We start from the raw sequence: 24,040 nt of genomic DNA, 5'->3' as shown, positions 1-24,040 counted from the left end.
CCCGGGTCAGCGTAGGCGAAACGGCTCGGGGTCGGCAAGCGAGGGGCCGGCCGACAGGGTCCAACTGCTGCTCCTCCTCCGCCGCAAGCCCCTTCCGCCGGGGCCGCCCGCTTGGTCGCATGAGGCATGCGTGAGATCAGACTCGTCAGACTCGTCACCCGCCTCGAGAACGCCGCCGCCCTCGATCCGCTCGTCGGCCGGGTGAAGCGGGCCGTGAACGCGGTGGTCCGGCCGCAGCCGGTGCGGGACGTGCTGCACGGCGTCCCGGTCGGCCACCCCGTCCATCCGCTGCTTGTCCTCGTGCCCACCGGCGCCTGGGTGTCGGCGGCGGTGCTCGACCTGCTGCCGGGGAACCAGCGCGCGGCGCGGACCCTCGTCGGCGTCGGCGTGATCAGCGTCCTGCCGACCGCCGCCTCCGGCTTCACCGACTGGTCGGAGCTGCACGAGCAGCAGACCCGCGTCGGGCTGGTGCACTCGGCGGCCAACGTGGTCGCGACGGGCCTCTACGCCGCGTCGTGGGTGCAGCGCCGCCGCGGGCGCACCACGAGCGGGAAGGTGCTCGGGATGCTCGGGCTCGCCGTTGTGTCAGGCGGCGGCTACCTGGGCGGCCACCTCAGCTACCGGCAGGCGGCGGGGGCGAACCACGCGGAGGACGTGCCGCACCGCTTCCCCTCCGGCTGGCAGGAGCTCGGCGCCCTGGCGGACCTGCCCGAGCGCACGCCGGTGAGGAGGGAGGTCGCGGGCCTCCCCCTGCTCGCCTTCCGGCGGGGCGAGCGGATCGACGTGCTCTCGAACGTCTGCAGCCACCTCTCGGGCCCGCTCGACGAGGGCGAGGTCTCGGCGGACGGCTCGGGCGAGCCGTGCGTCGCCTGCCCGTGGCACGGCAGCGCCTTCTCGCTCGAGACCGGCGAGGTGCTGCGGGGGCCGGCCACCTCGCCGCAGCCGCGGTTCGAGACGCGGGTGCGCGAGGGGCGCGTGGAGGTGCTGCTGCCGCACGCGGGGTGAGGCGGGGGCCGGTCAGGAGGCGGCGGCCGCCCGGCGCACGCCGTCGAGCGTGTCGAAGACGGCGGCCGTGTCGTCGAGCGTGCGGAGCGGATGCTCGAGCAGTCCGGCGGCGATCGCGCGCGTGACCTCGCGGAGCATCGGGACGTACCCGTGCCCCTCCCGCTCGACCTCGCAGCGGCGCGCGGTCGGGCCCTCCGGTCCGTACCCGTGCACGGTCAGCCCGGAGGCGAACCAGAAGCCGGGGTCGATCCCGATCCAGCCGGTGCTGCCCGAGACGGTGGCGGTGCCGGCGAGGAACTCGACCATCGAGCTCGCGCCCTGCGCGAACCGCCCGTCGCCGTACTCGAGGGTGAAGTGCGTGCTCAGGTCGATCCCCTGCTCGTCGATCACGCCGGAGGCGACCACGCCGAGCGGCTCCCCGAGCATCAGGTGCGCGAGAGTGACCGGGTAGATCCCCTGGTCGAGGAGCGAGCTGCCGCCGGGCTGCCAGCGGCTGGAGCCGTCGCGCGGGAACGGCGCTCCGAACGCCGCCTGCACGGCGCGCACCTCGCCGATCTCCCCGGAGTCGACGATCCTGCGCACGAGGGCCGTCAGCGGCGTGAACGCCATCCACATCGCCTCCATGAGGAAGACGCCCGAGGAGCGCGCGATCTCCGCCAGAGCGCGGACCTCGGCGGCGTCGAGCCCCAGGGGCTTCTCGCAGAGGACGTGCCGACCGCGCCGCAGCGCCTCCGCGGCCAGCGCGAAGTGGGTGACGTGGGGCGTGCCGAGGTAGACGGCGTCGATGTCGGCGTCGAGCATCGCCGAGTAGTCGGTGAAGCGGTGCGGGACGGAGAACCCGTCGCCGAAGCGCGCCGCGCTCACGGCGGTGCGGGAGGAGACGGCGACGAGCTCGGCCCCGGAGACCAGGGCCAGGTCGCGCGCGATCTGCTGCGAGACAGGCCCCGTCCCGGCGACGCCCCACCGGACCGGACCGGTCATCGCCGCCGCCCCCGCATCCGTCAGGCCGCCGGGGTCTCGAGGAGCGTGACCCGCACCGCGGTCACGCCGTGCGCCCCGAGGATCATGAGCCGCTCGTCCCCGTTGAGGATCCGCCCCTCGACCCAGGCGCCGTCCTCGAGCCGCAGCTCGCGCAGGCTGTCGATCTCGACCACGACGCCGTCCCGGCTGAAGTCGATCATGGTCTGCTGCCCGACGGCGAGGTACTCGAGCGGACCGGTCTGCAGCACGATCCCGAAGGCCCGCGAGTCGGCGGGTGAGGGGGCGTGCGCGGTGGGCAGGTTCTCGTCGGGCAGCGGCGCCGGCTCGGGGAGCCGCACGCCGACGTCGAGGAGGAGGTCCGCCAGCATCGCCGGCGCGCTGCGCACGACGACGGTCGTCTCGCCGATCCGGCCGGTGAGCGAGACCGTCCCGGCGTCCAGGGCGAAGCCGATGATCCGGTCCTCCCGCTGCGCCTGGAGGATCTGCGGGGCCAGGGCGATCAGCTGCCGGAAGGCGCCGTGGAGCTGGCTGCCCTCGCGGACGTCGTCGACGCCGAACACGTGGTAGCCGAAGGCGTCGTACCCGCCGACCGCGCGGAAGGCGTCGCCGGTCAGCACGCGGGCCTCGGGGATGAAGAGCGGGTTGTCGGGCGCCGAGTACTCGCGCATGACCGGCTCGCTGGAGGGGACGTAGATGTCGGGCGACACGAAGTCGAGGGCCGGGCCCGCGACCCGCCACACGCCCCGCATCCGCGCGGTCGGACCGCCGCTGGGGTACTGCCCCGGCGAGTCCTGCCCGGGCTGCGGGCCGAGCCACGCGTTCGCATAGGCCGGCAGCGCCAGGACCCTCTTCCCGGCCGCGGCCAGCGAGCCGAGGTAGCTGCCGTAGCCCCACGACATGAAGACCTCGTCGGCCACCGGGTCGTCGTCGCCGAACCGCTCCTGCCACGATCCGCCGTCCTGCCGGGAGCGGGCGAAGAGGGCGACGATGTCGTCGTGGAAGCCGTCGGGGTCCTCCGCCACGGCCTGCACGAGGGCGGCCGGGACGGGCGAGAGCCAGGCCTGCTGCGCGGTGGCGGAGAGGTCGCGGCTCGCACCGAGCAGGCCCACCTCGTTCTCCACCTGCATCAGGATCACCGTGTGCTGCTCGTCCACCCGGGCGAGGTGCTCCATCAGCGCCGTGTAGGCCCGCTCGTCCGCGCGGCGGAGCTCCTCCGAGAACACCGACAGGCCGGGCCGGGGCATCGAGCCCTCGTAGGTGAGGGGCGCGCGCATCGGAGCCGGGCCGCGGTCGGAGCGGGGGAAGCGCGCCGTGTCCCTCCGCACCCAGGTCGGCGCGTAGGTGGAGAGGGCGTTCTTGAAGGCGCCGAACCAGATCACGACGAGCCGGACGCCCGCGGAGCGCGCGCCGTCGAGCAGCGCGTCGACCACGGTGAAGTCGAGCTCGCCCTCGACGGGCTCCACCTGGTCCCAGCCGACGGGGGCGACGATCGAGTTCATCCCCGAGGCGCCGATGGCGGACCAGACCGCGTCCATGTGGCGCGGGTCCGAGGGGCTGGAGTTGTGGAGCTCGCCGCCGAGGCAGAGGAACGGCGCGCCGTCCACGATCAGCTGCACGGGGCTGCCCGTGCGGTCGAGGCGGGGGAGGCCGGTCATCGGGGATCCTGTCGTCGGAGTGGTCATCGGGTCAGCTCCTCGGCGATGCGGCGGGCGCCGCGCACGGCCAGGGCGACGCCGGTGAGCGTCGGGTTGCAGGCCGTGGCCGTGGGGATCACGCCGTTGCCAGCGACGAACAGGCCGGGGTGGCCCCACACCTGGCCCGTCGGGTCGCAGACGGAGGTGCCGTCGTCGGTCTCGCCCATGCGGACGCTGCCCTGGTAGTGCAGGGAGGCGCCGGCGGGGAAGACGAGCGGCTCGTCGCCGAGGGGGCGGCCGACGGCCAGCGCCGCGGCGAGGATCGACTCGCGCGCCCGCGCCAGCGTCTCGCGGTCCTTCTCGGTGAGCGTGTAGTGGATGCGGAGGGCGGGCATGCCGTAGTCGTCGGTCTCGTCGTCCGAGAACGCGACGCGGTCGGACGCCTGCAGGTCCTTCGCGCAGAACCAGCCGAGCCCCACGATCGAGCCGGGGATCGTGTCGAACTCCAGCGGCACCGGGGAGGCGTCGAGCTGCATGACCTGGCCGTGGAAGGGGTGCTCGTCGGTGAAGGGGACCCACGAGACGCCGCTCTGCGCGGTGATCGCGGTGTCCGCCTCCGACGCGGTGGCCACCTCCGGGACGTCGGTGAGGATCGCGCCGTGCACCATCTGGGGCTGGTCGTTGAGGTAGCGGCCGAGCGCCTCGGGCCGGACTCCGGAGTTGTGGAGGACCTGGGGCGTGCGGAGGCTGTCCGCGGCGACGACGACGAAGCGCGCGGCGACGCGGTGCTCGGCTCCGCTGCGGAGGTCGCGGACCAGCACGCCGGAGGCGGCTCCCTCCTCGGTGAGCACCCGGACGACGAGCGACTCGTCGTAGAGGGTGAAGCTCTCGTTCTCGCGGGTGGCGTCGCCGAAGACGACGTCGGATCCGGACCAGATCAGCGAGCCGTCCTCGGTGCGGCGCACGGCGAGCGGCATCGGCTGGACGCGGCGGTCGGGCGCGCGGCCCTCGTCGAGCGCGGCGGAGAGCCGGGCCCGCACGTCACCGGCGAGCGGGGCGTCGCCGAGCGCGTCGGCGGTGACGGAGAGGAGCCGCTCCGCCTCGTCCAGGAGCTCGTCGAGGTCGGGGAGGAAGGCGATCCGCTCGCTGTCGCCGGGGCGCGGGCAGGCTCCGGTCCAGTGGGCGGCCATGCCGCCGACGTTGCTCGACATGGCGGCGGCGGGGAGGCCGTCCTCGCCCGGCTGCTGCCAGCCGTCGGCGAGGAGGAAGGTGCCGGCGCGCTGCATCCGCGCGGCGTCGGTCGCGTAGTCGTCCATGGTGTCCGTCGACTGCGCGTCGCCCTGGGGGCGGGGCCCCTCGGACCGGCGCTGCGCGCGGGCGCGCTCGTCCAGGTCGGCGATGTTCTTCACGTGGGTGCCGGGCGGGTCGCTGATCGTCGGTCCGACCTCGAACAGCGCGACCACCGCTCCAGGAGCGCGCTCGCTGAGGATGCGAGCGTAGGCGGCACCGGCGGGCCCGCTGCCCACGATCGCGACGTCCACCCGGTCCGGGTATCCGCGCGAGGTGTCCGTGTCGTTCGTCATGCCGAGCCTTCCGCAGCCGTGCCGAGGGGGCGGGAGAGCTCCGTCGGTCGACAGCCAACTTATGTGCCTGAGGTACTTATCCGCAAGGACGGATACACGATCCGCCCCCGATCACGGGCCGATGCGCCCGCTGAGGCGCTCGGGGACTTACGCTCGGGACGAACCCATGCAGAGCGATCCGTCGGTTCCCCGGGACCTGTCCGGGGCGGGAGCGGATCGCGGACCGGAGGACCGATGTCGCTGGAATCGAGAGCGCCCCTGCTCGACGAGGACCGGGCGCCCCTCCTCGGCGGATTCGAGGTCTCCCGCGGATCCGTCGCGCCGACCCTCGAGGCCGCTCCGCTCGCGGCCCTGATCGAGCTCGTGCGGACGGGCCGGGCCGGCACGCGTCCCGAGCTGGTCGCCGTGAGCGGCCTGAGCCGCAAGGTCGTCACCCAGCGGATCGAGCAGGCGCTCGAGCTGGGGCTGCTGCGCGAGGGCGGGCTGGCCCCGTCCGAGGGCGGGCGGCAGGCGAGGACGCTGGAGTTCGCGTCCGACGCCGGCCACGTCTACGCGGCGGTCATCGGGGCGTCGGAGTTCACCGTCGCGGTCTCGGACCTCGCCGGCACGCTGATCGCGACCGGCCACGAGGACTGGAGCGTGGCGACCGGCCCGCAGGCGACGCTCGAGCGGGTGCGCCTCGCCTTCGAGCGGGTCGCGGCCGAGGCGGGCGTCTCGCGGCCCTGGGGGATCGTCGTGGGCGTCCCGGGTCCGGTCGAGTTCGGCTCCGGCCGGCTCGTGGCCCCGCCGATCATGCCCGGCTGGCACGACGTCAACGTGCGCGCCTGGTTCCGCGACCACTACGACGCTCCGGTCTGGGTCGACAACGACGCGAACCTGATGGCCCTCGGCGAGTGGGCCGGAGGCGCCCACCGCGACAGCCGCGACCTGCTGTTCGTGAAGGTCGGGACGGGCATCGGCGCGGCCATGATCATCCGCGGCCGCCTCATCCGCGGCGAGCGGGGCGGGGCCGGGGACATCGGCCACATGCGGGTCACCGACGACCCCGACGCGGTCTGCCGGTGCGGGCGGGCGGGCTGCCTCGAGGCGGTCGCGAGCGGCTGGGCGATCCTCCTGGCCGCCGAGGAGCGCGCACAGGAGAGCCCGTTCCTCTCGGAGATCACAGGCCGCGGGGACGCCGTCGCCCTGGGCGACCTCGGCCGGGGCGCGCAGGAGGGCGATCCGCTCTCGATGGAGCTCCTGACGGGCGCGGGGCGGATCGTCGCGGGAGTCATCGCCAACCTGGTGAACGTGCTGAACCCGGGAGTCGTCGCGATCGGCGGAGGCGTGCTGCGCGGAGGCGAGTACTTCGTCGACCTCGTCACCGACGCCGTGCGGTCCGGCTGCACCGATCTGGTCGCCGAGCGTCTGGTGATCCGCGCGGCGAGCCTGGACCAGCTCGAGGGCGTCACCGGAGCGGCGCTCCTGGCGATCGAGAACGTGCTCGCCCCCGCCGGCCTCATCCAGTGGGTCGGCGAGGGCGTGCCGTTCGGCCACGCCTCGGCGCTGCAGCGCTACGCGGGCGCGTTCAACTGAGTCCGGCGCCGGCGGGGGTGTCGGACCCCTCGTAGCGGAAGCCGGTCAGCTCGGCGGTGCCCGCGAGGACGCCGACCCCGATGATCCGGCCGGTCATGCCGCCGGCCACCTCGGTGGAGACGTAGCGCCCGTCGGCCCGGCCCGTCTCGGTGAAGGCGCCGTCCACGACGACGCCGCCGACCAGGTGGTCCGGTCCGCGGGCCTCGAAGAAGCCTCCCTCGACCGGGAGCGTGCGGATCTCGAGCTCGGCGCCCGCGACGGCCGCGCGCTCGTCGAGGACGACGCGGTGGCCGCCGACCACGAGCACGGTCGTCAGGCGATCGCCCTCGAGCTCGAGCCGGAACTGGTGCCGGCGGTCGATCCTGACGGAGAGGGCCGCCCGTCCGGTCGTGGTGAGAGCGGCGCGCGCGGAGAAGAAGAGGCGGTCCTGCCGGCGCCCGACGAACACCTCGTCGCTCCCGGAACCGGTCAGGGTCCATCCGCGCTCGGAGACCTCGACCACGTCGGCGGGGAACACCTCGTCGCCGATCCAGGTCGGCGGCAGCGCCCCGCCCCGTACCAGGGTCTCGCGGCTCGGCTGCTCGGGCTGCTCGATCGGCGCCATGACGACGGGCCAGCCGTCGACCCACTCGACGGAGGAGGCGAAGGTCTCCCGCCCGAGGACGTGCTACTCCGGGCTGCTCCCTCGCGGCCGGACGGCCAGGTAGACGAGCGCCCACACCCCCGGCGACGTCTCGACCAGGTCGGAGTGGCCGGTGCTCTGCACGGAGGAGGAGGTGCCGCGCTTCGTGAGGATCGGGTTCTCCGGGCCGCCGGTGAACGGCCCGGAGGGCGACGGACCGCGGGCGATCGACACCGCGTGGCCGCGCTCGGTGCCGCCCTCCGCGATCAGCAGGTACCAGGAGCCGTCGTGCTCGAGGACGTGCGGGCCCTCGGGGAACTTGCCGCCGGTCCCCGACCAGAGCAGCCGCGGCTCGGTCAGGACCTCGCCGGTGGCGGGGTCGATCTCGACCTGGGCGATCCCGGTGCGGCCCGCGTAGGTCACGTAGCAGGTGCCGTCGGCGCCCCAGGCGATGTCCGGGTCGATGCCGTCGATGCCCGGGATGCGGATCGCCTCGGACCACGGACCGGCCGCGTCCTCGGCGGTGACGAGCACCTGCCCCTGCTCGTCGGCGACGTTGGTCGTGATCATCCAGAAGCGCCCGTCGTGGTGGCGCAGGGTCGGCGCGAAGATCCCGCCGGAGGGGCCGGTGCCGGTGAGGGGGAGCTGGTCCGGCCGGTGGAGGGCGTGCCCGACCAGCGTCCACGTCCTGAAGTCGGTCGACGAGTGGATCGGCACCCCGGGCGCGTACTCGAAGGTCGAGTTCGCGAGGTAGGCGACGCCGTCCACGACGCAGACCGACGGATCCGGATGGAACCCGGGGACGACGGGGCGCTGGTCGGACGCGGTCATGCGGTGAGCCGGTCCTCGATCGAGTGCAGCAGGGCGTGCTGGCGGCGGACCTGCTCGATCGAGCGGTAGGGCAGGCGGTCGCCCTCGTACTCGCTCGAGAGGTAGCCCGACCACTCGTTGTCGATCAGGGTCCGCAGGATCTCCTCCCACGGGATCTGCCGGTCGACCAGGTCCTCGTCGATGTCGAAGAACTTCGTCTGGATGAAGGCGGTGTAGGGGAGCACCTCCGCGAGGTCGGACATCGGGACGGCGAGGGGCTTGCGCCAGCCCTCGTCCACGGCCTCCTCGCTGAGCCCGTCGTGCTTCGCGGTGGTGATGGTCCGCTGGAAGATGCCGGTGTCGAGCATGAGCCGGAAGTTCGGCGAGCCGGTGCGCTCGATGAACGCGATGTACTCGTCGACCACGGGGTGCTTGATCGGGGTCGGCGCGTGGATCTCCGGGCAGATGACGAGGCCGAGCTCGTGGGCGAGGTCGAGGTTGCGCTCGATGACCTCCTCCCAGATGGGGTGCGGCGTGAGGTCCATCGCGATGACGCCGATCTTGGGACGGATCGTGGTGAAGCCCAGCGTCGATGCGAGCCGGAGGTCGTGGGCGAGCATGCTCGTGCCCTGCTCGGCCGAGAGGTCGCGGTCGCGCCACAGGCGGGAGTCGATCCACGAGCCGTAGTTCGTCGGCTCGAGGCGGTACGTCTCGAGGAGGCGCTGCCACTCGTCGATCCACGCGGTCCCGGGTGTCGGGTACCCGCTGATGTTGCCCTCGCCGAGGATCTCGATGCCGGTCGCACCGAGGTCGGCGATCTCGGCGAACGCGTCCTCGAGGGTGAGGACGGTGTTCATGTCACCGGTGTAGCTGTACAGGGACACCCCGTACTTCAGTGCAGCGCTCATGCGACGATCGTGACCTTCCGCTCGGAGTGGAACACCGACGGCTGGAACTCCGCCGGGATGTAGGGGGCGTGGATCGCGATGTCCACGGCGAGGTCGTGCACGCCGACGGGGAGCCCGCCGGGGTGGGGGACCGTGATGGTCGCGACCTCGTCCAGCTGCCAGCGGACCTCGGCGTCGGTCGCGCGGAGCTCCTGGATGCTGAACTCGCGGCCCTGGAGCGTCCAGCGGGGGACCTCGCGGTCCCACGACAGGTCGCCGACGGTGACGTCGACGCCGTCGATCAGGCTGCCCCAGACGCCCCGGTAGTTGGGCATGCGCAGCGTGAACTGGAAGCCGGTGACGGCACCGTCCTCCTCGACGTTCCGGACGCCCCGGTTCTGGATGAGCTCTCTCTCGAGCATGGTTGTTCTCCTGATCTGTGCAGAGGACCGCTCCGAGCGGGCGGTCCCGATGACGTGTTCGAGGGCCGGTCAGGCCGTGATCGGGGCGTCCCCGGGAGCAGCCTTCTGCTCGTCGAGGAAGCGGCGGCGCTCCGATCGGCGCTCGGCCTGCCGGGCGGGGTCCGGGACCGGCGCCGCCAGCAGCAGCGCCTGCGTGTAGGGGTGGACCGGACGGGAGGTCACCTGGTCGACGTCGCCGGACTCGACGATCTCGCCCCGGCGCATCACGGCGACGCGGTGGCTGATGTGCCGCACCACGGCGAGGTCGTGGGTGACGAAGAGGTACGCGACTCCGGTGCGCTCCTGGATCTCGATGAAGAGGTCCAGGACCCGCGCCTGCGTCGAGAGGTCGAGAGCGCTGACGGGCTCGTCGCAGACGATGAGCTTGGGGTCGAGGCAGAGGGCCCGGGCGATGGCGATGCGCTGGCGCTGGCCGCCGGAGAACTCCCGCGGGTAGCGGCCGGCGGCGTCGGCGGGCAGGTGCACCTGGTCGAGCAGCGCCCGGACGCGCGTCCCGGCGTCCTTCCTGGTGGAGCCGGAGACGAGCAGCGGCTCGGTGAGGATGTCGCTGACCGTCATCGCGGGGTTCAGCGACGTGTACGGGTCCTGGAACACCACCTGGAGGTCCCGGCTGAGGCTCCGCCGGGCGCTCCGGCCGATCCTCGTGATGTCCTTCCCCTCGAAGCGGACGGAGCCCTCGGTGATCGGCGCGAGCCCGAGGACCGCGCGTCCGAGCGTGCTCTTGCCCGATCCCGACTCGCCGACGAGGCCGACGGTCTCGCCGGGGGCGATCGTCATGTCGATCCCGTGCAGGGCGCGGAAGGCGGAGCGGCGTCCGAGGCGGCCCGGGTACTCCACGACCAGGTCCTCCACCTCGAGGACGGGGGTGCCGGCGGTGCCGGACGGGGGCGTCTGCGTGCTCATGCCGGGGTTCCGTCCGTTCCGGTCGCGCGGCCCGGTGCGCCGACCGGAGTGCGCAGCGGGGCGTCCTCGAGCATCGCGGCGAGCAGCGTCTTGGTGTAGTCGTGGCGGGGTGCCGAGAAGAGGGTGTCGGCCGTCGCGGCCTCGATGATCTCGCCGGCCTGCATCACGGCGACCTTGTCGCACAGGTCGGCGACGACGCCGAAGTTGTGGGTGACGAGGAGGACGGCCATCCCGCGCTCGGCCTGGAGGCTGCGCAGCAGGTCGAGGACGTCGGCCTGCACGGTCACGTCGAGCGCGGTGGTGGGCTCGTCGGCGATGAGCAGGTCGGGGTCGCAGGAGACGGCGCCGGCGATGAGGACGCGCTGCGCCATTCCTCCGGAGATCTCGTGCGGGTAGGAGCGGAAGACGCGCTCGGGATCGCGGATCCCGACCCGGTCGAGCAGCTCCAGGGCGGAGGTGCGCGCGGCGCTGCTCGAGAGGCCGAGGTGGTGCCGCATCGGCTCGGTCAGCTGGTACCCGAGGCGGAACGACGGGTCGAGGTTGCTCATCGGCTCCTGCGGGATGTACCCGATGCGCTTCCCGCGGATGCTGTTGCGGGCCTTGGGCGACATCGAGAGCAGATCGAGGCCGTCGAAGGTCATCCGGTCCGCCGTCATCCGCGCCTGGCGGGGGAGGAGGCCGAGGAGGGAGAAGGCGGTCTGCGACTTCCCCGATCCGGACTCGCCGACCAGGCCGAGGATCTCACCGCGCTTCAGGGTCAGGGACACGCCGCGGACGACCTCGGACTCGCCGCCCTCGGCGCGGGGGTAGGCGACCCGCAGCTCGGAGAGCTCCAGAAGGGAGTCGCTCGTGCCGATGGCCGTGGGCACGGTGATCGGGTCGTAGGTCCGGATGGCCGCGGTCGGCGGCACGAGCGCCGCGGCGGAGCGCGAGCGCTTGGCGCGGACCGTGCCGACGTCGGACAGCGCGTCGCGCAGACCGTTGCCGAGGATCGAGAACGCCATGACCGTCAGGATCAGCGCCGCGCTGGGCCAGATCAGGAGGATCGGCGCGTTGTAGACGTTCTGCGACGCGTCGTTGAGCATCAGCCCCCAGCTCGCCCTGTCGCTGGAGCCGAGCCCGAGGAAGGCGATGCCGGCCTCGATGCCGATGCCGGCGCTCGCCAGCAGCGCCGCCTGGACGATGGTCGGCTTGACGACGACGGGGAGGATGTGGCGGCGCAGGATCCGCGAGTCGCGGAGCCCGGACACCTTCGCGGCGTCCACGTAGAGCTCCTCGCGGACTCCGCGGACCGAGGTGCGCACGAGCTGGTAGACGGCGGGGGCGATGAGCACCCCGAAGACGGCGAGGGCGAGGAAGGTGCTCCGGCCGACGCGGGCCAGCACGACCAGCAGCACGATGATCGCGGGCAGGGAGAGCAGCGCTCCGGCGACCCAGGAGGTGACGCCGTCGATCCAGCCGCGGTAGTAGCCGGCGGCCAGGCCGGTCGGCACGCCGATGGCGAGGGCGACGCCGACCACGATCAGGCCGCAGAGGATGCTGGTCCGCGCGCCGTAGAGCAGGCCGGCGAGGATGTCGCGGCCGACGCCGTCGGCGCCGAGCGGGTGAGCCGCGGTGAAGGGCGGGGCCAGGACGTCCGCGAGGCGGGACTCGACCGGGTTGTACGGGGTGAGCAGCGGGGCGCAGACGCCGAGGACGACGACGGCGAGGAGGAAGAGGACGGAGAGGACGGCTCCGGGATCGCGCAGCAGGCGGGGGAGGAATCCGCGGCGGGCAGGCCGCGGTGCGCGGCGCTGCCGGACCGGTCCGGTCGTGACGAGGCCTTCGGTCATGACACACGCACCTTCGGGTTGAGCCATCCCTGCGCCAGATCGACGAGGAGATTGACGAGGACGACGAGGACGACGGTCACGACCACGACTCCGAGCACGATCGGCAGGTCGCCGCGGCCGGCCGCGATGTTCGCGGCGGTCCCGATGCCGGGGATGTTGAAGACCTTCTCGACGACGACCGAGCCGGAGATCGACACGATGAACATCAGCGAGAGGGTCGTGAGCGAGGGGGGAGCCGCGTTCCGCAGAGCGTGGCGGAACAGGATGCTGCCGGAGGGCAGGCCCCGTCCCCGGAGGGTGCGGATGTAGTCGAGCCGGAGGACGTCGATCATCGAGCCGCGGACCTGGAGGGCGACGGCGGCGATGGAGCCGACGGCGAGGGCGATCACGGGGAGCACGATCGAGGCGGCCCAGCCCGAGGGGCTGCTCGCGAACGAGGTGAACCCGGTGGCCGGGAAGACGCGCAGCTGGACCGCGAACAGGAAGGCGAGGATCAGCGCGACGAGGAAGTTGGGGACGGCCTGCACGAAGGTCGAGACGAGCTGCAGGCCGCGGTCGATGATCCCGCCGCGCACGGCGGCGGAGGCGCCGATCAGGGTGCCGATCAGGGCGGTGACGAGAACGGAGCCGAGGACGATCGAGAGCGTCGCGGGGAGCGCCTGCCCGAGGAGGACGGCGACCGGCTGGTTCGAGAACCAGGAGACGCCGAGGTCTCCGCGGAGGGCCGACAGCAGCCACTCGCCGTAGCGGGCGAGGACCGGCTGGTCGAGTCCGAGCTCGGCCCGCTTCGCGTCGACCTGGGCGGCCGTCGCGACCGGTCCGAGGACCTGGCGGGCCGGGTCCTGCCCGGCGAGGTTCAGGAGGAAGAAGGTCGCCGAGGCGATCACGAACAGCAGGACGAGTCCGGCGCCGACGCGGCGCAGCAGGAACATCAGCATGGGACGGCTCCAGGGTCGGAACGGAAGGGGGAGGGGGCCGGCGCCCGCGAGGGCGCCGGCCCGTCCGTCAGGACGCCGGGGCGTAGTTCCAGAGGGGGATGGAGGTCAGGTACTTCTGCGGCGTGATCGAGATGCTCGACGAGGTCGCGTAGACGTTGTTCTGCTGCGCGTAGGGGGCGTACCAGGCCTGCTCGACGATGTACGTGTTGAGCTCCTGGAAGGTCGCGTCCTGCTCGTCGCCGGTCTGCGTCTGGGCGGTCGTGATCAGTCCGTTGACGGTCGGGTCGTCGGTCTTGAACGTGTTCCAGACGGACTGCGAGGTCATGGAGAGCTGGGCGACGTCCCACGGGCGGAAGCTGTTCAGGTTGAAGATCGCGGCGGGGTACTTGGCCGAGAGCAGGTCCGAGATGAACGTGGCGCCGTTGACGGGCTGGTACTGGGGGCGGATGCCGATGGCGGTCAGCGCCTCGGTGACGGCCGCCTGCTGGGCCGGGAAGACGACCGAGACGTCGGGCATCGGGAGATCGAAGCCGTCCGCGTAGCCGGCCTCGGCGAGGAGCGCCTTGGCCTTGTCGACGTCGTAGGGGTAGACGTCCTCGAGCGCGGGGTCGTACGCCGAGCTGTCGGCACTGAACATCTGGTCGGTCGCCGTGGCCTCGCCGCCGAAGACCTGGTCGGCGAAGGCCGAGCGGTCGAACGCGTAGTTGATGGCCTGGCGCACCCGGACGTCGCCGAGCGCGGGCACCTGGGTCCCGGCGCGGTCGAAGAGGAAGAGGCCGCTCGTCGTGTAGGCCGGCGCGGAGGTCGTCTTCAGGCCTGCGGACTCGAGCCCGGCGACCTCCTTCGCGTCCACGACGCCGGAGTCGAGCTGACCGGAGCGGAGGGAGTTGATCAGCGAGGTCGCGTCGTTGTAGACGGTCACCGTGACGGAGTCGTAGGGGTACGCGTCCTTGTCCCAGTAGTCCTCGTTGCGGTCGTAGACGTAGGTCGTCCCGGCCTGGCTCTGGGCCTGGTCGTACTCGTAGGGGCCCGATCCGACCGGCACGGTGGCCAGCTCGGGGGTGTCGAGGGCTGCCGGGCTGGCGAGCATGCCGGCCGTGCCGCCGAGGTTGGTCAGCAGCGACGGGTCCGGCGCGGTCAGGGTGATCGTGAGGTGCGTGGCGTCGACGACGTCGACGGAGGAGATGAAGCGGAGCTGGCCGCCGGACTCTCCGGACTGGGCCCGGGCGGAGTCGAGGTTCTTCTTCACGGCGTCCGCGTCGAGAGCGGTCCCGTCGGTGAAGGTCACGTCGTCGCGCAGGGTCAGGCTGAGGACCGTGTTCGTGTCGTCGTAGCTCCACTCGGTCGCGATGTGCGCGCCGGGCTCGCCCTCGTCGTCGTTGCGGAAGATCGAGTCGTAGACCGGCTCGAGGACGATCGTGACCGGGCCGGTCCCGAAGGCGCCGGGAGCGAAGGACTCCGCGGCGGCGATGGCGGACAGCCGGAGCGTCGCGGTCGAGCCGGAGCCGTTCCCGCCGCCCGTCTCGGCTGAGCAGGCGGACAGTGCCAGGGCGGCGATCGCGATCGTCGCGACGGCGATGGGCTTGCGCATGGTTCTCCTCGTCGTTGAAGGGATGTTCTGCCCGTTCCCGCAGCTGTGGGTGAGCGGGGGCCGCGGTGCGATTCGGGTGCAGGCGGTCGGGTGCAAGGCGAGCGATGTCCCGAGGGCGTCCCGCGTTGAGACGATCTTTTACCGGGTACCGGGGAAAGTCAAGGATCCGGGCCAACTTCGGTGCGCGAGGCACTGAAGCTCGTCAGGCCGAGAGCGCGGCCCTCGTGGCGACCGTGCTGAGCAGGCGCGGGAGCTGGTCGCGGGTGAAGAGCTCCTCGAGGGCGAGGTGGACGGCTCCGTCCACGCCTCCGGAGTTCTCGTCGAGGACGGGGAGCTCGACCAGGAGGTCGGCCGCCGCGGCCGGGAGGATGCGCGAGTCGAGCGCCTGCCGGAGCGGGACGAGCGCGAGCTCGCCGGCCCGGGCGATGCCGCCTCCGATGATGAGCAGCTGCGGAGCGAAGAAGGCGACGACGGTCGCCATGCTGCTGCCCAGCAGGGCGGCGGCGCGCTCGAGCAGCGCGATCGCGGCCGCGTCGCCGCCCTCCGCCGCCGCCGTGACGTCGATGGGGCGCACCTCGCCGTTCGCCGCGAGCGCCGCGGCCAGGAGGGGGCTCCGGCCGCTCTCGGCGAGCAGGCGGCCGTCGCGCGCGATGGCCCATCCGCTCGTGATGGCCTCGAGGCAGCCCACGCGCCCGCACCGGCAGACGACGTGGCTCGCCTCGGCGACCGCGGTGTGGCCGATCGCTCCCGCGAGCCCGTGGGCGCCACGGTACAGCTGGCCGTCGACGATCAGCGAGGCGGCGCAGCCGACGCCGAACTCGAAGTAGATCGCGTTGCGGGCGGTCCGGGCGGCGGGGTTGGAGCGCGCCTCCGCCAGGGCGAGCAGGTTCACGCGGCTGTCGACCCAGACCGGGACGTCCCACTCCTCCTCGAGCTCGGCCCTCACCGGGTGGTCCTCCCACCCCGGGAGCATCGGGACGCCGACGGTCCTCCCGGTGTCGAACGCGACGGGACCGGCCATGCCGGCGGCGATCGCGAGGAGCTCTCCGGGCCAGGTGCGCTGGGCGAGGAGCCGGTTCGTGAGGACCTTGACGCGGGCGAGGATCGGCTCCGGCCCGTCTGCGACGTCGATGGTCTCGTGGAGGGAGGAGAGGATCCCGCCGGTCAGGTCGGCGGCGGCGACGAAAAGGTCGTAGGCCGTGACGTCGATCCCGATCACGAAGCCGGCGTGCGGGTTGATCTGGAGGCGGCGCGGTGCGCGTCCGCCGGTCGACGGCGCCAGGCCGCCGGTGACGAGCAGCTGTGCCTCCTCGAGCTCGGAGACCCGCTCGGCCACGACGCTCCGCCCCAGGCCCACGCGGTCGGTGAGCTCGCCCTGCGTGAGGGAGGGCTCGGATCGGATGGTGGCGAGCACGGCCGCCAGCCCGGTGAACCGCTCGGCAGCCATGCGGGTCCTCTCGGAAGTTTCGGCAGGAAAGACGATCCTTAGGTTATCGTCCTTTTGCGGTGACCGGACGAAGTCGCCCGTCAGTGCAGACGGCAAGGAGATCACGATGGCCAGGGATTCGCAGACGGCTCCGGACGGTGCGGTCTTCCGCGACCTGAACGGCAACGGGGTGATGGACCCCTTCGAGGACCCGCGCCTCACTCCGGAGCAGCGCGCGGACGACCTGCTGCCCCGGCTGTCGCTCGCCGAGAAGGCGGGCCTGCTCTTCCACACGGTGATCTCGTCGCTCCCGGCCGGCGACCACGACTCGACGGACCACTTCCTCGGCGGCAGCCACCGCGAGGTCGTCGGCTCGCGGTTCCTCAACCACTTCAACGTCGGGCGCATCGACGACCCCGTCGAGACGGCCGCGTGGCAGAACGCGCTGCAGGAGCTGGCGGCCGCGGCTCCGCACGGCATCCCGATCACCTTCTCGAGCGACCCCCGCCACGGCTTCGCGCAGAACGAGGGCATGGCGTTCCGCGCGGGCGCCTTCTCGGAGTGGCCGGAGTTCCTCGGGCTCGCGGCCCTCGGCGATCCGGACCTGGTGCGCTCCTACGCCGAGACGGTGCGCGAGGAGTACCTCGCCGTCGGCATCCGCGCCGCCCTGCACCCGCAGGTCGACCTGGCGACGGAGCCGCGCTGGGCGCGCCAGCTGCAGACCTTCGGAGCCGACTCCCGTCTCGCCTCCGAGCTCGTCACGGCCTACCTGGGCGGGATGCAGGGGGACGCCCTCGGCCCGGACGGCGTGGCGTGCACGACGAAGCACTTCCCCGGCGGGGGGCCGCAGAAGGACGGCGAGGACCCGCACTTCCCCTACGGCCGGGAGCAGGTCTACCCCGGCGGCCGGTTCGAGGAGCACCTCGCGCCGTTCCGCGCCGCCGTCGCCGCCGGCACGAGCGCGATCATGCCGTACTACGCCCTCCCCTCCGGTCTCGTCCTCGACGGGGAGCCGGTCGAGGAGGTCGGCTTCGCCTACAACCGGCGGATCATCACGGGCCTGCTCCGGGAGGAGCTCGGCTACGACGGGGTGGTCCTCACCGACTGGGCCCTGGTGACCGACCTCGAGATCGGCGGGCTCAGCTGGCCCGCGAAGGCCTGGGGAGTGGAGCACCTCTCCCGGGTGGAGCGGGTGCTCCGGATCCTCGAGGCGGGTGCCGACCAGTTCGGCGGCGAGGCGTCACCCGATCTGGTCGTCGAGCTCGTCGAGAGCGGCCGCGTGTCCGTCGACCGCCTCGACGAGTCCGTCCGACGGCTGCTCCTGGTCAAGTTCCGGCTCGGCCTCTTCGACGACCCGTTCGTCGACGAGAGCCGCGTCGCCGACCGCATCGGGGCGCCTGCGGCCGTCGCCGCGGGCCGTCGCGCGCAGTCCCGCTCCGTCGTCGTCCTCGAGAACGACGGCGTGCTGCCGCTGGCGCGGGGACGGCGCCTGCACGTCGTCGGCGTCGATCCCGCCGTCGCCGGCGAGTACGGCGAGGTCGTCGACGACCCCGCCGACGCGGACCTCGCGATCGTGCGGCTCGCCGCTCCGTTCGAGCCCCGCTCGCAGTACTTCCTGGAGGAGCAGACCCACCAGGGCTCGCTGGACTTCCCCGCCGGGGACGTCGACCGGGTGCTCGGGCTCGCGGCCCGCCTGCCCGTCGTCCTCGACGTCCACCTCGACCGCGCGGCGATCCTGACGCCGTTCTCCGGCGCCGTCGCCGCCCTCACCGCGGACTTCGGGGTCTCGGACCGCGCCCTGCTCCACACCCTCGTCGGCGACGTCGCGGCGGAGGGCCGGCTCCCGGTCGAGCTGCCGCGGTCCATGGCGGCCGTCGAGGCGAGCCGGCCGGACGTGCCGTCCGACACCGTCGATCCGCTGCACCGCCACGGCGCCGGGATCCGCCTCCCGCGGTCGGAGGACCGCCGTGACGGCTCCGGCGCCTGAGAGCGGGCGGTCGCCCGTGGGAGCCGCGTGCCGCCCCGGCGCCGCGCGGCCGTGGGTGGGGGTCGCCGGCCCGAGGCGGATCGTGCTCGGTCCGCTCCGATGAGCGCGTCCGGCGGGGGAGTGCGCGGCGGGGAGGAGGGCTCCGCCGTGCCGGCCCACGCCGTGCGGGCGGGCGTCGACGCCGAGGGCCCCGCCGCGCCTCCGCCCGCTCCGCTGTCCGACTCCGCAGCGGGCCTGCTCACCGTCGTGGAGCTCGTCCGCAGCGGCGCGGCCCGGACGAGGACCGAGCTCGCAGCGGCGACGGGGTGGACCCGGGCGGTCGTCACCCAGCGGATCGACCAGGCCAAGCGGAAGGGGTACCTCGAGGACGGGCCCTTCGCGCCCTCCTCGGGCGGCCGGGCCCCGCGCACGCTCCGCTTCCGCGCCGACCAGGGGATCCTCCTCGTCTGCGTCGTGGGGGAGCGCGAGCTGCGGGTCGGCGTCACCGACCTCGAGGGCGTCGTGCTGGCGCGCGGGCGACGCGACCGCGACGGCGCGGACGGGCCCGAGGAGACCGTCGCCGCCGTGATCGGCCTCCTCGACGTCCTCCTCGAGGAGGAGGGCTTCGCCGCCCGCGTCTGGGGAGTCGCCGTCGGCGTGCCCGGACCCGTCGACTCCGCCACCGGCCGCCCGGTCGCGTCCCCGGCCCTGCCCGGGTGGGACGGCGCGGATCTGCGCTCGCGCCTGGTCGACCGCTTCGACGCGCCCGTCTGGGTGGACGAGGACGCGCACCTCCTCGCGCTCGCGGAGGGACGGTCGCTCCGCTGGGGCGCGGGCGCGGACCTCGTGCGGATCGAGGCGGGCACGCGGATCGCGGTGTCCCTCCTCTCCCGCGGGTCGCTGCTGCGCGGGGCCTCCGGCGCGGCGGGGGACATCGGCCACCTGCGCGTCCCCGGCGGCACGCACCTCTGCCGGTGCGGCCGGACGGGGTGCCTCGAGGCGGAGGCCGGCGGCTCGGCGCTCGTCCGCGACGCGCACCTCGCCGTCGCCGACGGGCGGAGCGCCGCGCTCGCCCGTCGAGCGGAGGAGGGCGGCCCGCTCACGCCCGCCGACGTCGCCGCCGCGGCGCAGGACGGCGACCACGTGGCGGGGGAGCTCGTCCTCCGCTCGGCCGGGCTGATCGGGCAGGCGGTCGCGACCCTCGTCACCGTGGTCGGACCGTCGGCGGTCGTCGTCGGCGGCCCGCTGGCGAGCGCCGGCGAGCTGTTCCTCGACGGCGTCCGCCGCTCCGTGCTGGAGTCCTCGTCGCCGCTGGCGACCCGCGACCTGCTCGTCGTCCCCTCGACCGAGGACGACGACGCCCTCCTCGTCGGAGGCGCGGAGCTGCTCCGCGACCAGCTCTTCGAGGTCTCCTTCGCCCAGTGGTTCGAGCAGGGTCACCCGTCCCCCTCCGTGATGCACGCCCGGGCCGGTCGGGAGCGGGCCTCGTCCCGTCCGCCGCTGACGCGTTAGGCTGGCACCGGACCGGTGACGCACCGGGCGGTCGCACTGCGATCCAGGCTGGAAACCTCCGTCGACGACAACGGAGCACAGCCCATGTCCCTCGATCGACTCGATCTCCGCTCGCTCTCGGTGCTCACCTCGGTGGTCAGCGTGAACCTGCTCGGCATCCTCGACACCACGATCGTGACGGCGGCCATCCCGTCCGCGGCCGAGGAGCTGGGGCTCGACGGCGTCGGACGCCAGTGGGTGGTCACGGCCTACGCCCTCGCCTTCGGCGCGGCGCTGCTCGTCGGCGGGCGCATCGCCGACTACTGGGGGCGCAAGCGCACCCTCATCGCGGGCGTGGTCCTCTTCTGCGCGGCCAGCGCGATCGGCGGAGTCGCCCAGTCCGGCCTCGAGTTCGTCCTCGCGCGCGCCGCGCAGGGCGTCGGCGCGGCCCTGATGGCGCCGGCCGCTCTCTCGATCGTCACCCTCGCCTACCCGAGCGGGCGCATCCGGGCGATCGCGTTCGGGGTCCTGGGCGGAGTCGCCTCGAGCGGGGCCGCCCTCGGCCTGATCCTCGGCGGCCTGCTGACCGAGACGGTCGGCTGGCGCTGGTGCCTCCTCGTCAACGTGCCCGTCGGCGCCCTGGCGATCGTCCTCGCGGCCCTCACCCTCGACGAGAGCCGCGCGGAGGGGCCGGGGAGGCTCGACATCGTCGGCGCGCTCCTCGTCGCCGGCGGGCTGTCGATCACCGTCTACGGACTGACGGAGCTCGGAGGCGGCAGCCCGGCGCCCCTCACCCCGGTCGCCCTCGTCGGGGGCGTGCTGCTCCTCGTCGCCTTCGTGCTGGTCGAGAGGCGGACGGCGTCGCCGGTCCTGCCGCTGGGGATCCTCCTGAACCGCTCGCGGGGCGGGGCGCTGCTCATCCAGGTCTGCGCCGGGACGGTCATGGCGGCCGTCTCGCTGTACGCGACCCTGCACCTCCAGCAGGTGCTGGCGGTCGGCCCGCTGCTCTCCGGGCTGGCGATGCTGCCCCTCGCCGTCGGCATCGCCGCGGGCATCCCGGTCTTCGTCCGCGCGAGCACCCGCGTGGGTCTGCGCTGGACCCTCGTCATCGCGTCGTCCGTCGCCGCGCCCGGCGTCCTGCTCCTGACGACGATCACCGAGGGCGGCTCGTACTGGTGGCAGATCCTCCCCGGGCTCTCGATCATGGGCGTGGGGATGTCGGGCGTGTTCGTGGCCGCGCAGAACCTGGCGCTGCTCGGCGTGGAGCCGGGCGAGGCGGGCGCCGCCAGCGCCGCGTCGCAGGCGGCCTCGCAGGTGGGCGGGGCGCTCGGCCTGGCGCTGCTGACGAACCTGTTCCTGCTGGTCTCCGGAGGAGGGGACGCCACCGCCGAGCTCGTGCGCGGGTTCTCCGGGGTGTTCACGGCGTGCGCGGCCGTGATGGCCGCCGCGGCGCTGATCGGGCTATTCGTGATCCGCCGTCGCGATGCCGCGGTGCCGGTGCTGCAGGGCTGAGCGCCGGCCTGCACGGCAGGCGCGGGTGGAGCGCGCTGCGGGGCCGGGCTCCGCTCTCCGGCGGCCCGGTCCCGCGGACGGATGCTGCTCGCAGGCGACCGCTCTTCGCAGGCCCCTGCTGGCGGGCCGCTCCTACTCGCAGGCGGCCCAGACCGCCGCGAGCCCCTGGCCGCCGCCGATGCACATGGTCTCGAGGAGGTGGCGGCCGCCGGTGCGCACGAGGTGCCGGGAGCCGGTGGCGAGCATCCGCGCCCCGGTCGCGCCGACCGGGTGGCCGAGCGAGATGCCGGAGCCGAGCGGGTTGGTCCGCTCCCAGTCGTCCTCGGTGAAGCCCCACTCGCGGCTCACCGCGAGGACCTGGGCGGCGAAGGCCTCGTTGAGCTCGATCAGGTCCATGTCGGCGAGCGAGAGGCCGGCGCGCTGGAGGGCCCGCGCCGTCGCGGCGACGGGGGCGATCCCCATCCGCTCCGGCTCGACGCCCGCGCGAGCCCACGAGACCAGCCGGACGAGCGGGCGCAGGCCCAGCTCGGCGGCGCGCTCGGGGGTGGTGACGATGCACGCCGCTGCCGCGTCGTTCTGGCCGGAGGCGTTGCCCGCGGTGACGGTGGCCTCGGGATCGACGTCGCGCCGCACGGGCGAGAGCCGGGCCAGCGCCTCGAGCGTCGTGTCGGCGCGGGGCCCCTCGTCGTGGTCGACGACGGTGACAGCGCCCCGGCGGCCCGGGACGGAGACGGGGACGATCTCCTCGGCGGAGAAGCCCGCCTCCGCCGCCGCGATCGCCCGGCGGTGCGAGCGCAGCGCGAGGGCGTCCTGCTCGTCGCGGGGGATGCGGTACTCGCGGCGGAGGTTCTCCGCCGTCTCGATCATGCCGCCGGGGATCGGGTGGTGGCGCCCGCCGGCGGTCTCGCGGCCGCGGCCGAGCGCGTCCCGGAGGAGCAGCCCGTTCGTGCCCGGCACGCCCCACCGGGCGTCGACCGAGTACAGCGGCGCCGAGCTCATGGAGTCGACCCCGCCCGCGAGGCAGAGGTCGCTGACGCCCGTCTGGATCTGCATGGCCGCATCCAGCACCGCCTGGAGGCCGGAGCCGCAGCGCCGGTCGACCTGCGACCCGCCGACCGTCACCGGCAGCCCCGCATCGAGAGCGGCGACCCGGCCGATCGGCGGCGCCTCGGCCGTCGGGTAGCCCTGGCCGAGGATCACGTCGTCGACGTCCCCGCCGTCGAGGCCGGCCCGCTCGACGATCGCCCGGAGAACGGTCGCGGCGAGCTCCGCCGGCGCGACCGACCGCAGTGCCCCGCCGAAGCGGCCGATGGGCGTGCGCAGCGGCTCGCAGACCACGACCTCGCGCAGCAGCGTCATCGTGCCGCCTCCGCGAGGGCGACGATCAGCGGTGCCCCGGTCGCGGCCTCGACCTCGGCGACGCTCACTCCGGGGGCGGTCTCGCGCAGGACGAGCCCCTCCTCGGTGACGTCGATCACGGCGAGATCCGTGATGATCCGGTCGACGACCCTCCGCCCGGTGAGCGGGAGGAGGCACTCGGGCACGATCTTGTGCTCGCCCGTCTTCGTCACGTGCTCCATCAGCACGATGACGCGGTCGGCGCCGTGGACGAGGTCCATCGCCCCGCCCATGCCCTTGACCATCCGGCCGGGCACGGCCCAGTTCGCGATGTCGCCGTGCGCCGAGACCTGCATGGCGCCGAGGACGGCGACGTCCACGCGGCCGCTCCGGATCATGGCGAAGCTCTGCGCGGAGTCGAAGTAGGCGGCGCCGGGCTCGACCGTGATCGTCTCCTTGCCCGCGTTGATGAGGGTCGGGTCCTCCTCGCCCTCCCACGGGTAGGGGCCCACGCCCAGCACGCCGTTCTCGGAGTGCAGGGTCACCGTGACTCCGGCGGGGATGTGGTTCGGGATGAGCGTGGGCAGCCCGATGCCGAGGTTGACGTACGCGCCGTCGGTGAGCTCGAGGGCCGCGCGGGCGGCCGTCTCGTCGCGGGTGAGCGGGGTCATGCGCGGTCCTCCTCTCGCGAGGCGCGGGGCCTCACGGTGCGCTTCTCGATCGGCAGGTCGGCGGCCTCCTCGGGGGAGAGCTCGACGATGCGGTCGACGTAGATGCCGGGCAGGTGGATGTCGTCGGGGTCGAGCTCGCCCGGCTCGACGAGCTCGTCGACCTCGGCGATCGTGATCCGCCCCGCCATCGCGGCCGGCGGGTTGAAGTTGCGGGCCGACTTCGAGAAGACGAGGTTGCCGTGGCGGTCGCCGCGGGCGGCGCGGACGAGGGCGAAGTCGGTGACGATGGCCTCCTCGAGCACGTACTGCGTCGGCTTCCCGAGCGACTCGAAGACGCGGACCTCCTTGGGGTCGCTGCGCACGAGCACGCTCCTGTCGGCGGCGTACCGCCAGGGGAGCCCGCCCTCGGCGACCATCGTGCCGACGCCGCTCGCGGTGTAGAACGCGGGGATGCCGCTGCCGCCGGCCCGGAGGCGCTCGGCGAGCGTGCCCTGCGGGGTCAGCTCGACCTCGAGCTCGCCGCCGAGGTAGCGCCGCGCGAAGTCCTTGTTCTCGCCGATGTAGGAGGCGGTGACGCGGTCGATCCGGCCCGCGGAGAGCAGCTCGCCGAGTCCCCAGCCGTCGACGCCGCAGTTGTTCGAGACGACCGAGAGCCCGCGCGTGCCCTGGGCGAGCAGCGCGCGGATCAGCACGATCGGCACGCCGACCAGGCCGAAGCCGCCCACGGCGATCGAGGCCCCGTCGGGGATGTCGGCGACGGCCTCCGCCGCGCTCGTCCTGCCCTTGTCCAGCG

At 73.6% G+C, this 24,040-nt stretch carries 20 protein-coding genes; 5 read left to right on the top strand and 15 right to left on the bottom strand.

Going from position 1 to position 24,040, the window contains the following annotated elements; translation table 11 throughout:
- Positions 1–126: 126 nt before the first annotated feature.
- On the top strand, positions 127–1,005 hold the full coding sequence (locus tag C5D50_RS01655; RefSeq protein ID WP_104282568.1) for a Rieske 2Fe-2S domain-containing protein: 879 nt from the start codon (positions 127–129) through the stop codon (positions 1,003–1,005).
- A gap of 12 nt (positions 1,006–1,017) precedes the next feature.
- Here the strand turns inward: C5D50_RS01655 and C5D50_RS01650 are convergent, their stop codons facing one another.
- From C5D50_RS01650 to C5D50_RS01640, 3 genes are read right to left on the bottom strand one after another with little or no spacing between them, the layout of a single operon-like run.
- Positions 1,018–1,986, bottom strand: coding sequence for a Gfo/Idh/MocA family protein (locus C5D50_RS01650; RefSeq protein ID WP_104282567.1), 969 nt, complete (start codon positions 1,984–1,986; stop codon positions 1,018–1,020).
- Between the two features lie 20 nt (positions 1,987–2,006).
- Positions 2,007–3,641 carry a DUF5597 domain-containing protein gene (locus C5D50_RS01645; protein ID WP_104282566.1) on the bottom strand — a complete coding sequence of 545 codons (1,635 nt, stop codon included), beginning with the start codon at positions 3,639–3,641 and terminating at the stop codon, positions 2,007–2,009.
- 23 nt (positions 3,642–3,664) lie between these two features.
- A complete protein-coding gene (locus tag C5D50_RS01640; RefSeq protein WP_104282565.1) occupies positions 3,665–5,203 on the bottom strand; it encodes a GMC oxidoreductase in 1,539 nt (512 codons plus the stop codon).
- A 234-nt stretch (positions 5,204–5,437) separates the two neighbouring features.
- On the opposite strand from C5D50_RS01640, the gene C5D50_RS01635 reads away from it, so the two are divergent.
- A complete protein-coding gene (locus tag C5D50_RS01635) occupies positions 5,438–6,778 on the top strand; it encodes an ROK family protein (RefSeq protein WP_104282564.1) in 1,341 nt (446 codons plus the stop codon).
- Here C5D50_RS01635 and C5D50_RS16665 read toward each other — a convergent pair.
- The 9 genes from C5D50_RS16665 to C5D50_RS01595 all read right to left on the bottom strand — a co-directional run bounded on the left by C5D50_RS16665 (position 6,771) and on the right by C5D50_RS01595 (position 16,290).
- The gene (locus tag C5D50_RS16665; RefSeq protein ID WP_219814683.1) at positions 6,771–7,382 is read right to left on the bottom strand and encodes a hypothetical protein; all 612 of its coding nucleotides are present in this window, start codon (positions 7,380–7,382) and stop codon (positions 6,771–6,773) included. The genes C5D50_RS01635 and C5D50_RS16665 overlap by 8 nt on opposite strands.
- A gap of 63 nt (positions 7,383–7,445) precedes the next feature.
- Positions 7,446–8,231 (bottom strand): glycoside hydrolase family 43 protein, encoded by a 786-nt coding sequence (locus tag C5D50_RS16660; RefSeq protein WP_219814682.1) that lies wholly within the window; start codon positions 8,229–8,231, stop codon positions 7,446–7,448.
- The gene (locus C5D50_RS01625) at positions 8,228–9,118 is read right to left on the bottom strand and encodes a sugar phosphate isomerase/epimerase (RefSeq protein ID WP_258069524.1); all 891 of its coding nucleotides are present in this window, start codon (positions 9,116–9,118) and stop codon (positions 8,228–8,230) included. Before C5D50_RS01625 ends, C5D50_RS16660 begins: the two co-directional genes overlap by 4 nt.
- Positions 9,115–9,519, bottom strand: coding sequence for a DUF6379 domain-containing protein (locus C5D50_RS16770; RefSeq protein WP_258060320.1), 405 nt, complete (start codon positions 9,517–9,519; stop codon positions 9,115–9,117). The genes C5D50_RS01625 and C5D50_RS16770 overlap by 4 nt, the downstream gene beginning before the upstream one ends.
- A gap of 69 nt (positions 9,520–9,588) precedes the next feature.
- Positions 9,589–10,482: an ATP-binding cassette domain-containing protein gene (locus tag C5D50_RS01620; RefSeq protein WP_104282563.1), complete on the bottom strand. Its 894-nt coding sequence runs from the start codon at positions 10,480–10,482 to the stop codon at positions 9,589–9,591.
- Entirely contained in the window at positions 10,479–12,314 is a 1,836-nt protein-coding gene (locus tag C5D50_RS01615) for a dipeptide/oligopeptide/nickel ABC transporter permease/ATP-binding protein (RefSeq protein ID WP_219813219.1), read from the bottom strand. Before C5D50_RS01615 ends, C5D50_RS01620 begins: the two co-directional genes overlap by 4 nt.
- Positions 12,311–13,252: an ABC transporter permease gene (locus C5D50_RS01610; protein ID WP_104282561.1), complete on the bottom strand. Its 942-nt coding sequence runs from the start codon at positions 13,250–13,252 to the stop codon at positions 12,311–12,313. Before C5D50_RS01610 ends, C5D50_RS01615 begins: the two co-directional genes overlap by 4 nt.
- A gap of 67 nt (positions 13,253–13,319) precedes the next feature.
- Positions 13,320–14,843, bottom strand: a complete 1,524-nt coding sequence (locus C5D50_RS01605; protein WP_104282560.1) for an ABC transporter substrate-binding protein — start codon at positions 14,841–14,843, stop codon at positions 13,320–13,322.
- A 202-nt stretch (positions 14,844–15,045) separates the two neighbouring features.
- The gene (locus C5D50_RS01595; RefSeq protein ID WP_104282558.1) at positions 15,046–16,290 is read right to left on the bottom strand and encodes an ROK family transcriptional regulator; all 1,245 of its coding nucleotides are present in this window, start codon (positions 16,288–16,290) and stop codon (positions 15,046–15,048) included.
- A 106-nt stretch (positions 16,291–16,396) separates the two neighbouring features.
- On the opposite strand from C5D50_RS01595, the gene C5D50_RS01590 reads away from it, so the two are divergent.
- The 3 genes from C5D50_RS01590 (at position 16,397) to C5D50_RS01580 (ending at position 21,238) form a co-directional block, all read left to right on the top strand.
- Positions 16,397–18,256 carry a glycoside hydrolase family 3 protein gene (locus tag C5D50_RS01590; protein WP_104282557.1) on the top strand — a complete coding sequence of 620 codons (1,860 nt, stop codon included), beginning with the start codon at positions 16,397–16,399 and terminating at the stop codon, positions 18,254–18,256.
- 147 nt (positions 18,257–18,403) lie between these two features.
- Positions 18,404–19,747, top strand: a complete 1,344-nt coding sequence (locus C5D50_RS01585) for an ROK family transcriptional regulator (RefSeq protein ID WP_258069523.1) — start codon at positions 18,404–18,406, stop codon at positions 19,745–19,747.
- An 84-nt stretch (positions 19,748–19,831) separates the two neighbouring features.
- Positions 19,832–21,238, top strand: coding sequence for an MFS transporter (locus C5D50_RS01580; RefSeq protein WP_104282556.1), 1,407 nt, complete (start codon positions 19,832–19,834; stop codon positions 21,236–21,238).
- 132 nt (positions 21,239–21,370) lie between these two features.
- Here C5D50_RS01580 and C5D50_RS01575 read toward each other — a convergent pair whose 3' ends face one another.
- Genes C5D50_RS01575 through C5D50_RS01565 form a run of 3 tightly spaced genes read right to left on the bottom strand, consistent with a single transcriptional unit; the run spans position 21,371 to position 24,038 of the window.
- The gene (locus C5D50_RS01575; RefSeq protein WP_258069522.1) at positions 21,371–22,597 is read right to left on the bottom strand and encodes an acetyl-CoA C-acetyltransferase; all 1,227 of its coding nucleotides are present in this window, start codon (positions 22,595–22,597) and stop codon (positions 21,371–21,373) included.
- Positions 22,594–23,247, bottom strand: a complete 654-nt coding sequence (locus tag C5D50_RS01570) for a CoA transferase subunit B (protein ID WP_104282555.1) — start codon at positions 23,245–23,247, stop codon at positions 22,594–22,596. Before C5D50_RS01570 ends, C5D50_RS01575 begins: the two co-directional genes overlap by 4 nt.
- Positions 23,244–24,038: a CoA transferase subunit A gene (locus tag C5D50_RS01565; protein ID WP_104282578.1), complete on the bottom strand. Its 795-nt coding sequence runs from the start codon at positions 24,036–24,038 to the stop codon at positions 23,244–23,246. The genes C5D50_RS01570 and C5D50_RS01565 overlap by 4 nt, the downstream gene beginning before the upstream one ends.
- Positions 24,039–24,040: the final 2 nt, after the last annotated feature.

Origin of the sequence: Rathayibacter sp. RFBD1 (assembly GCF_002932915.1) — a bacterium.
Classification (GTDB): domain Bacteria; phylum Actinomycetota; class Actinomycetes; order Actinomycetales; family Microbacteriaceae; genus Rathayibacter.
The sequence above is the reverse complement of the archived record's forward strand: the minus strand, read 5'-3'. Positions and strand labels throughout refer to the sequence as shown.

What these genes read in the sequence shown, in the direction of transcription:
- C5D50_RS01655 (WP_104282568.1), top strand. Translation starts at nt 127, where the DNA reads ATGCGTGAGATCAGACTCGTCAGACTCGTCACCCGCCTCGAGAACGCC.
- C5D50_RS01650 (WP_104282567.1), bottom strand. Translation starts at nt 1,986, where the DNA reads ATGACCGGTCCGGTCCGGTGGGGCGTCGCCGGGACGGGGCCTGTCTCG.
- C5D50_RS01645 (WP_104282566.1), bottom strand. Translation starts at nt 3,641, where the DNA reads ATGACCGGCCTCCCCCGCCTCGACCGCACGGGCAGCCCCGTGCAGCTG.
- C5D50_RS01640 (WP_104282565.1), bottom strand. Translation starts at nt 5,203, where the DNA reads ATGACGAACGACACGGACACCTCGCGCGGATACCCGGACCGGGTGGAC.
- C5D50_RS01635 (WP_104282564.1), top strand. Translation starts at nt 5,438, where the DNA reads ATGTCGCTGGAATCGAGAGCGCCCCTGCTCGACGAGGACCGGGCGCCC.
- C5D50_RS16665 (WP_219814683.1), bottom strand. Translation starts at nt 7,382, where the DNA reads ATGGCGCCGATCGAGCAGCCCGAGCAGCCGAGCCGCGAGACCCTGGTA.
- C5D50_RS16660 (WP_219814682.1), bottom strand. Translation starts at nt 8,231, where the DNA reads ATGACCGCGTCCGACCAGCGCCCCGTCGTCCCCGGGTTCCATCCGGAT.
- C5D50_RS01625 (WP_258069524.1), bottom strand. Translation starts at nt 9,118, where the DNA reads ATGAGCGCTGCACTGAAGTACGGGGTGTCCCTGTACAGCTACACCGGT.
- C5D50_RS16770 (WP_258060320.1), bottom strand. Translation starts at nt 9,519, where the DNA reads ATGCTCGAGAGAGAGCTCATCCAGAACCGGGGCGTCCGGAACGTCGAG.
- C5D50_RS01620 (WP_104282563.1), bottom strand. Translation starts at nt 10,482, where the DNA reads ATGAGCACGCAGACGCCCCCGTCCGGCACCGCCGGCACCCCCGTCCTC.
- C5D50_RS01615 (WP_219813219.1), bottom strand. Translation starts at nt 12,314, where the DNA reads ATGACCGAAGGCCTCGTCACGACCGGACCGGTCCGGCAGCGCCGCGCA.
- C5D50_RS01610 (WP_104282561.1), bottom strand. Translation starts at nt 13,252, where the DNA reads ATGCTGATGTTCCTGCTGCGCCGCGTCGGCGCCGGACTCGTCCTGCTG.
- C5D50_RS01605 (WP_104282560.1), bottom strand. Translation starts at nt 14,843, where the DNA reads ATGCGCAAGCCCATCGCCGTCGCGACGATCGCGATCGCCGCCCTGGCA.
- C5D50_RS01595 (WP_104282558.1), bottom strand. Translation starts at nt 16,290, where the DNA reads ATGGCTGCCGAGCGGTTCACCGGGCTGGCGGCCGTGCTCGCCACCATC.
- C5D50_RS01590 (WP_104282557.1), top strand. Translation starts at nt 16,397, where the DNA reads ATGGCCAGGGATTCGCAGACGGCTCCGGACGGTGCGGTCTTCCGCGAC.
- C5D50_RS01580 (WP_104282556.1), top strand. Translation starts at nt 19,832, where the DNA reads ATGTCCCTCGATCGACTCGATCTCCGCTCGCTCTCGGTGCTCACCTCG.
- C5D50_RS01575 (WP_258069522.1), bottom strand. Translation starts at nt 22,597, where the DNA reads ATGACGCTGCTGCGCGAGGTCGTGGTCTGCGAGCCGCTGCGCACGCCC.
- C5D50_RS01570 (WP_104282555.1), bottom strand. Translation starts at nt 23,247, where the DNA reads ATGACCCCGCTCACCCGCGACGAGACGGCCGCCCGCGCGGCCCTCGAG.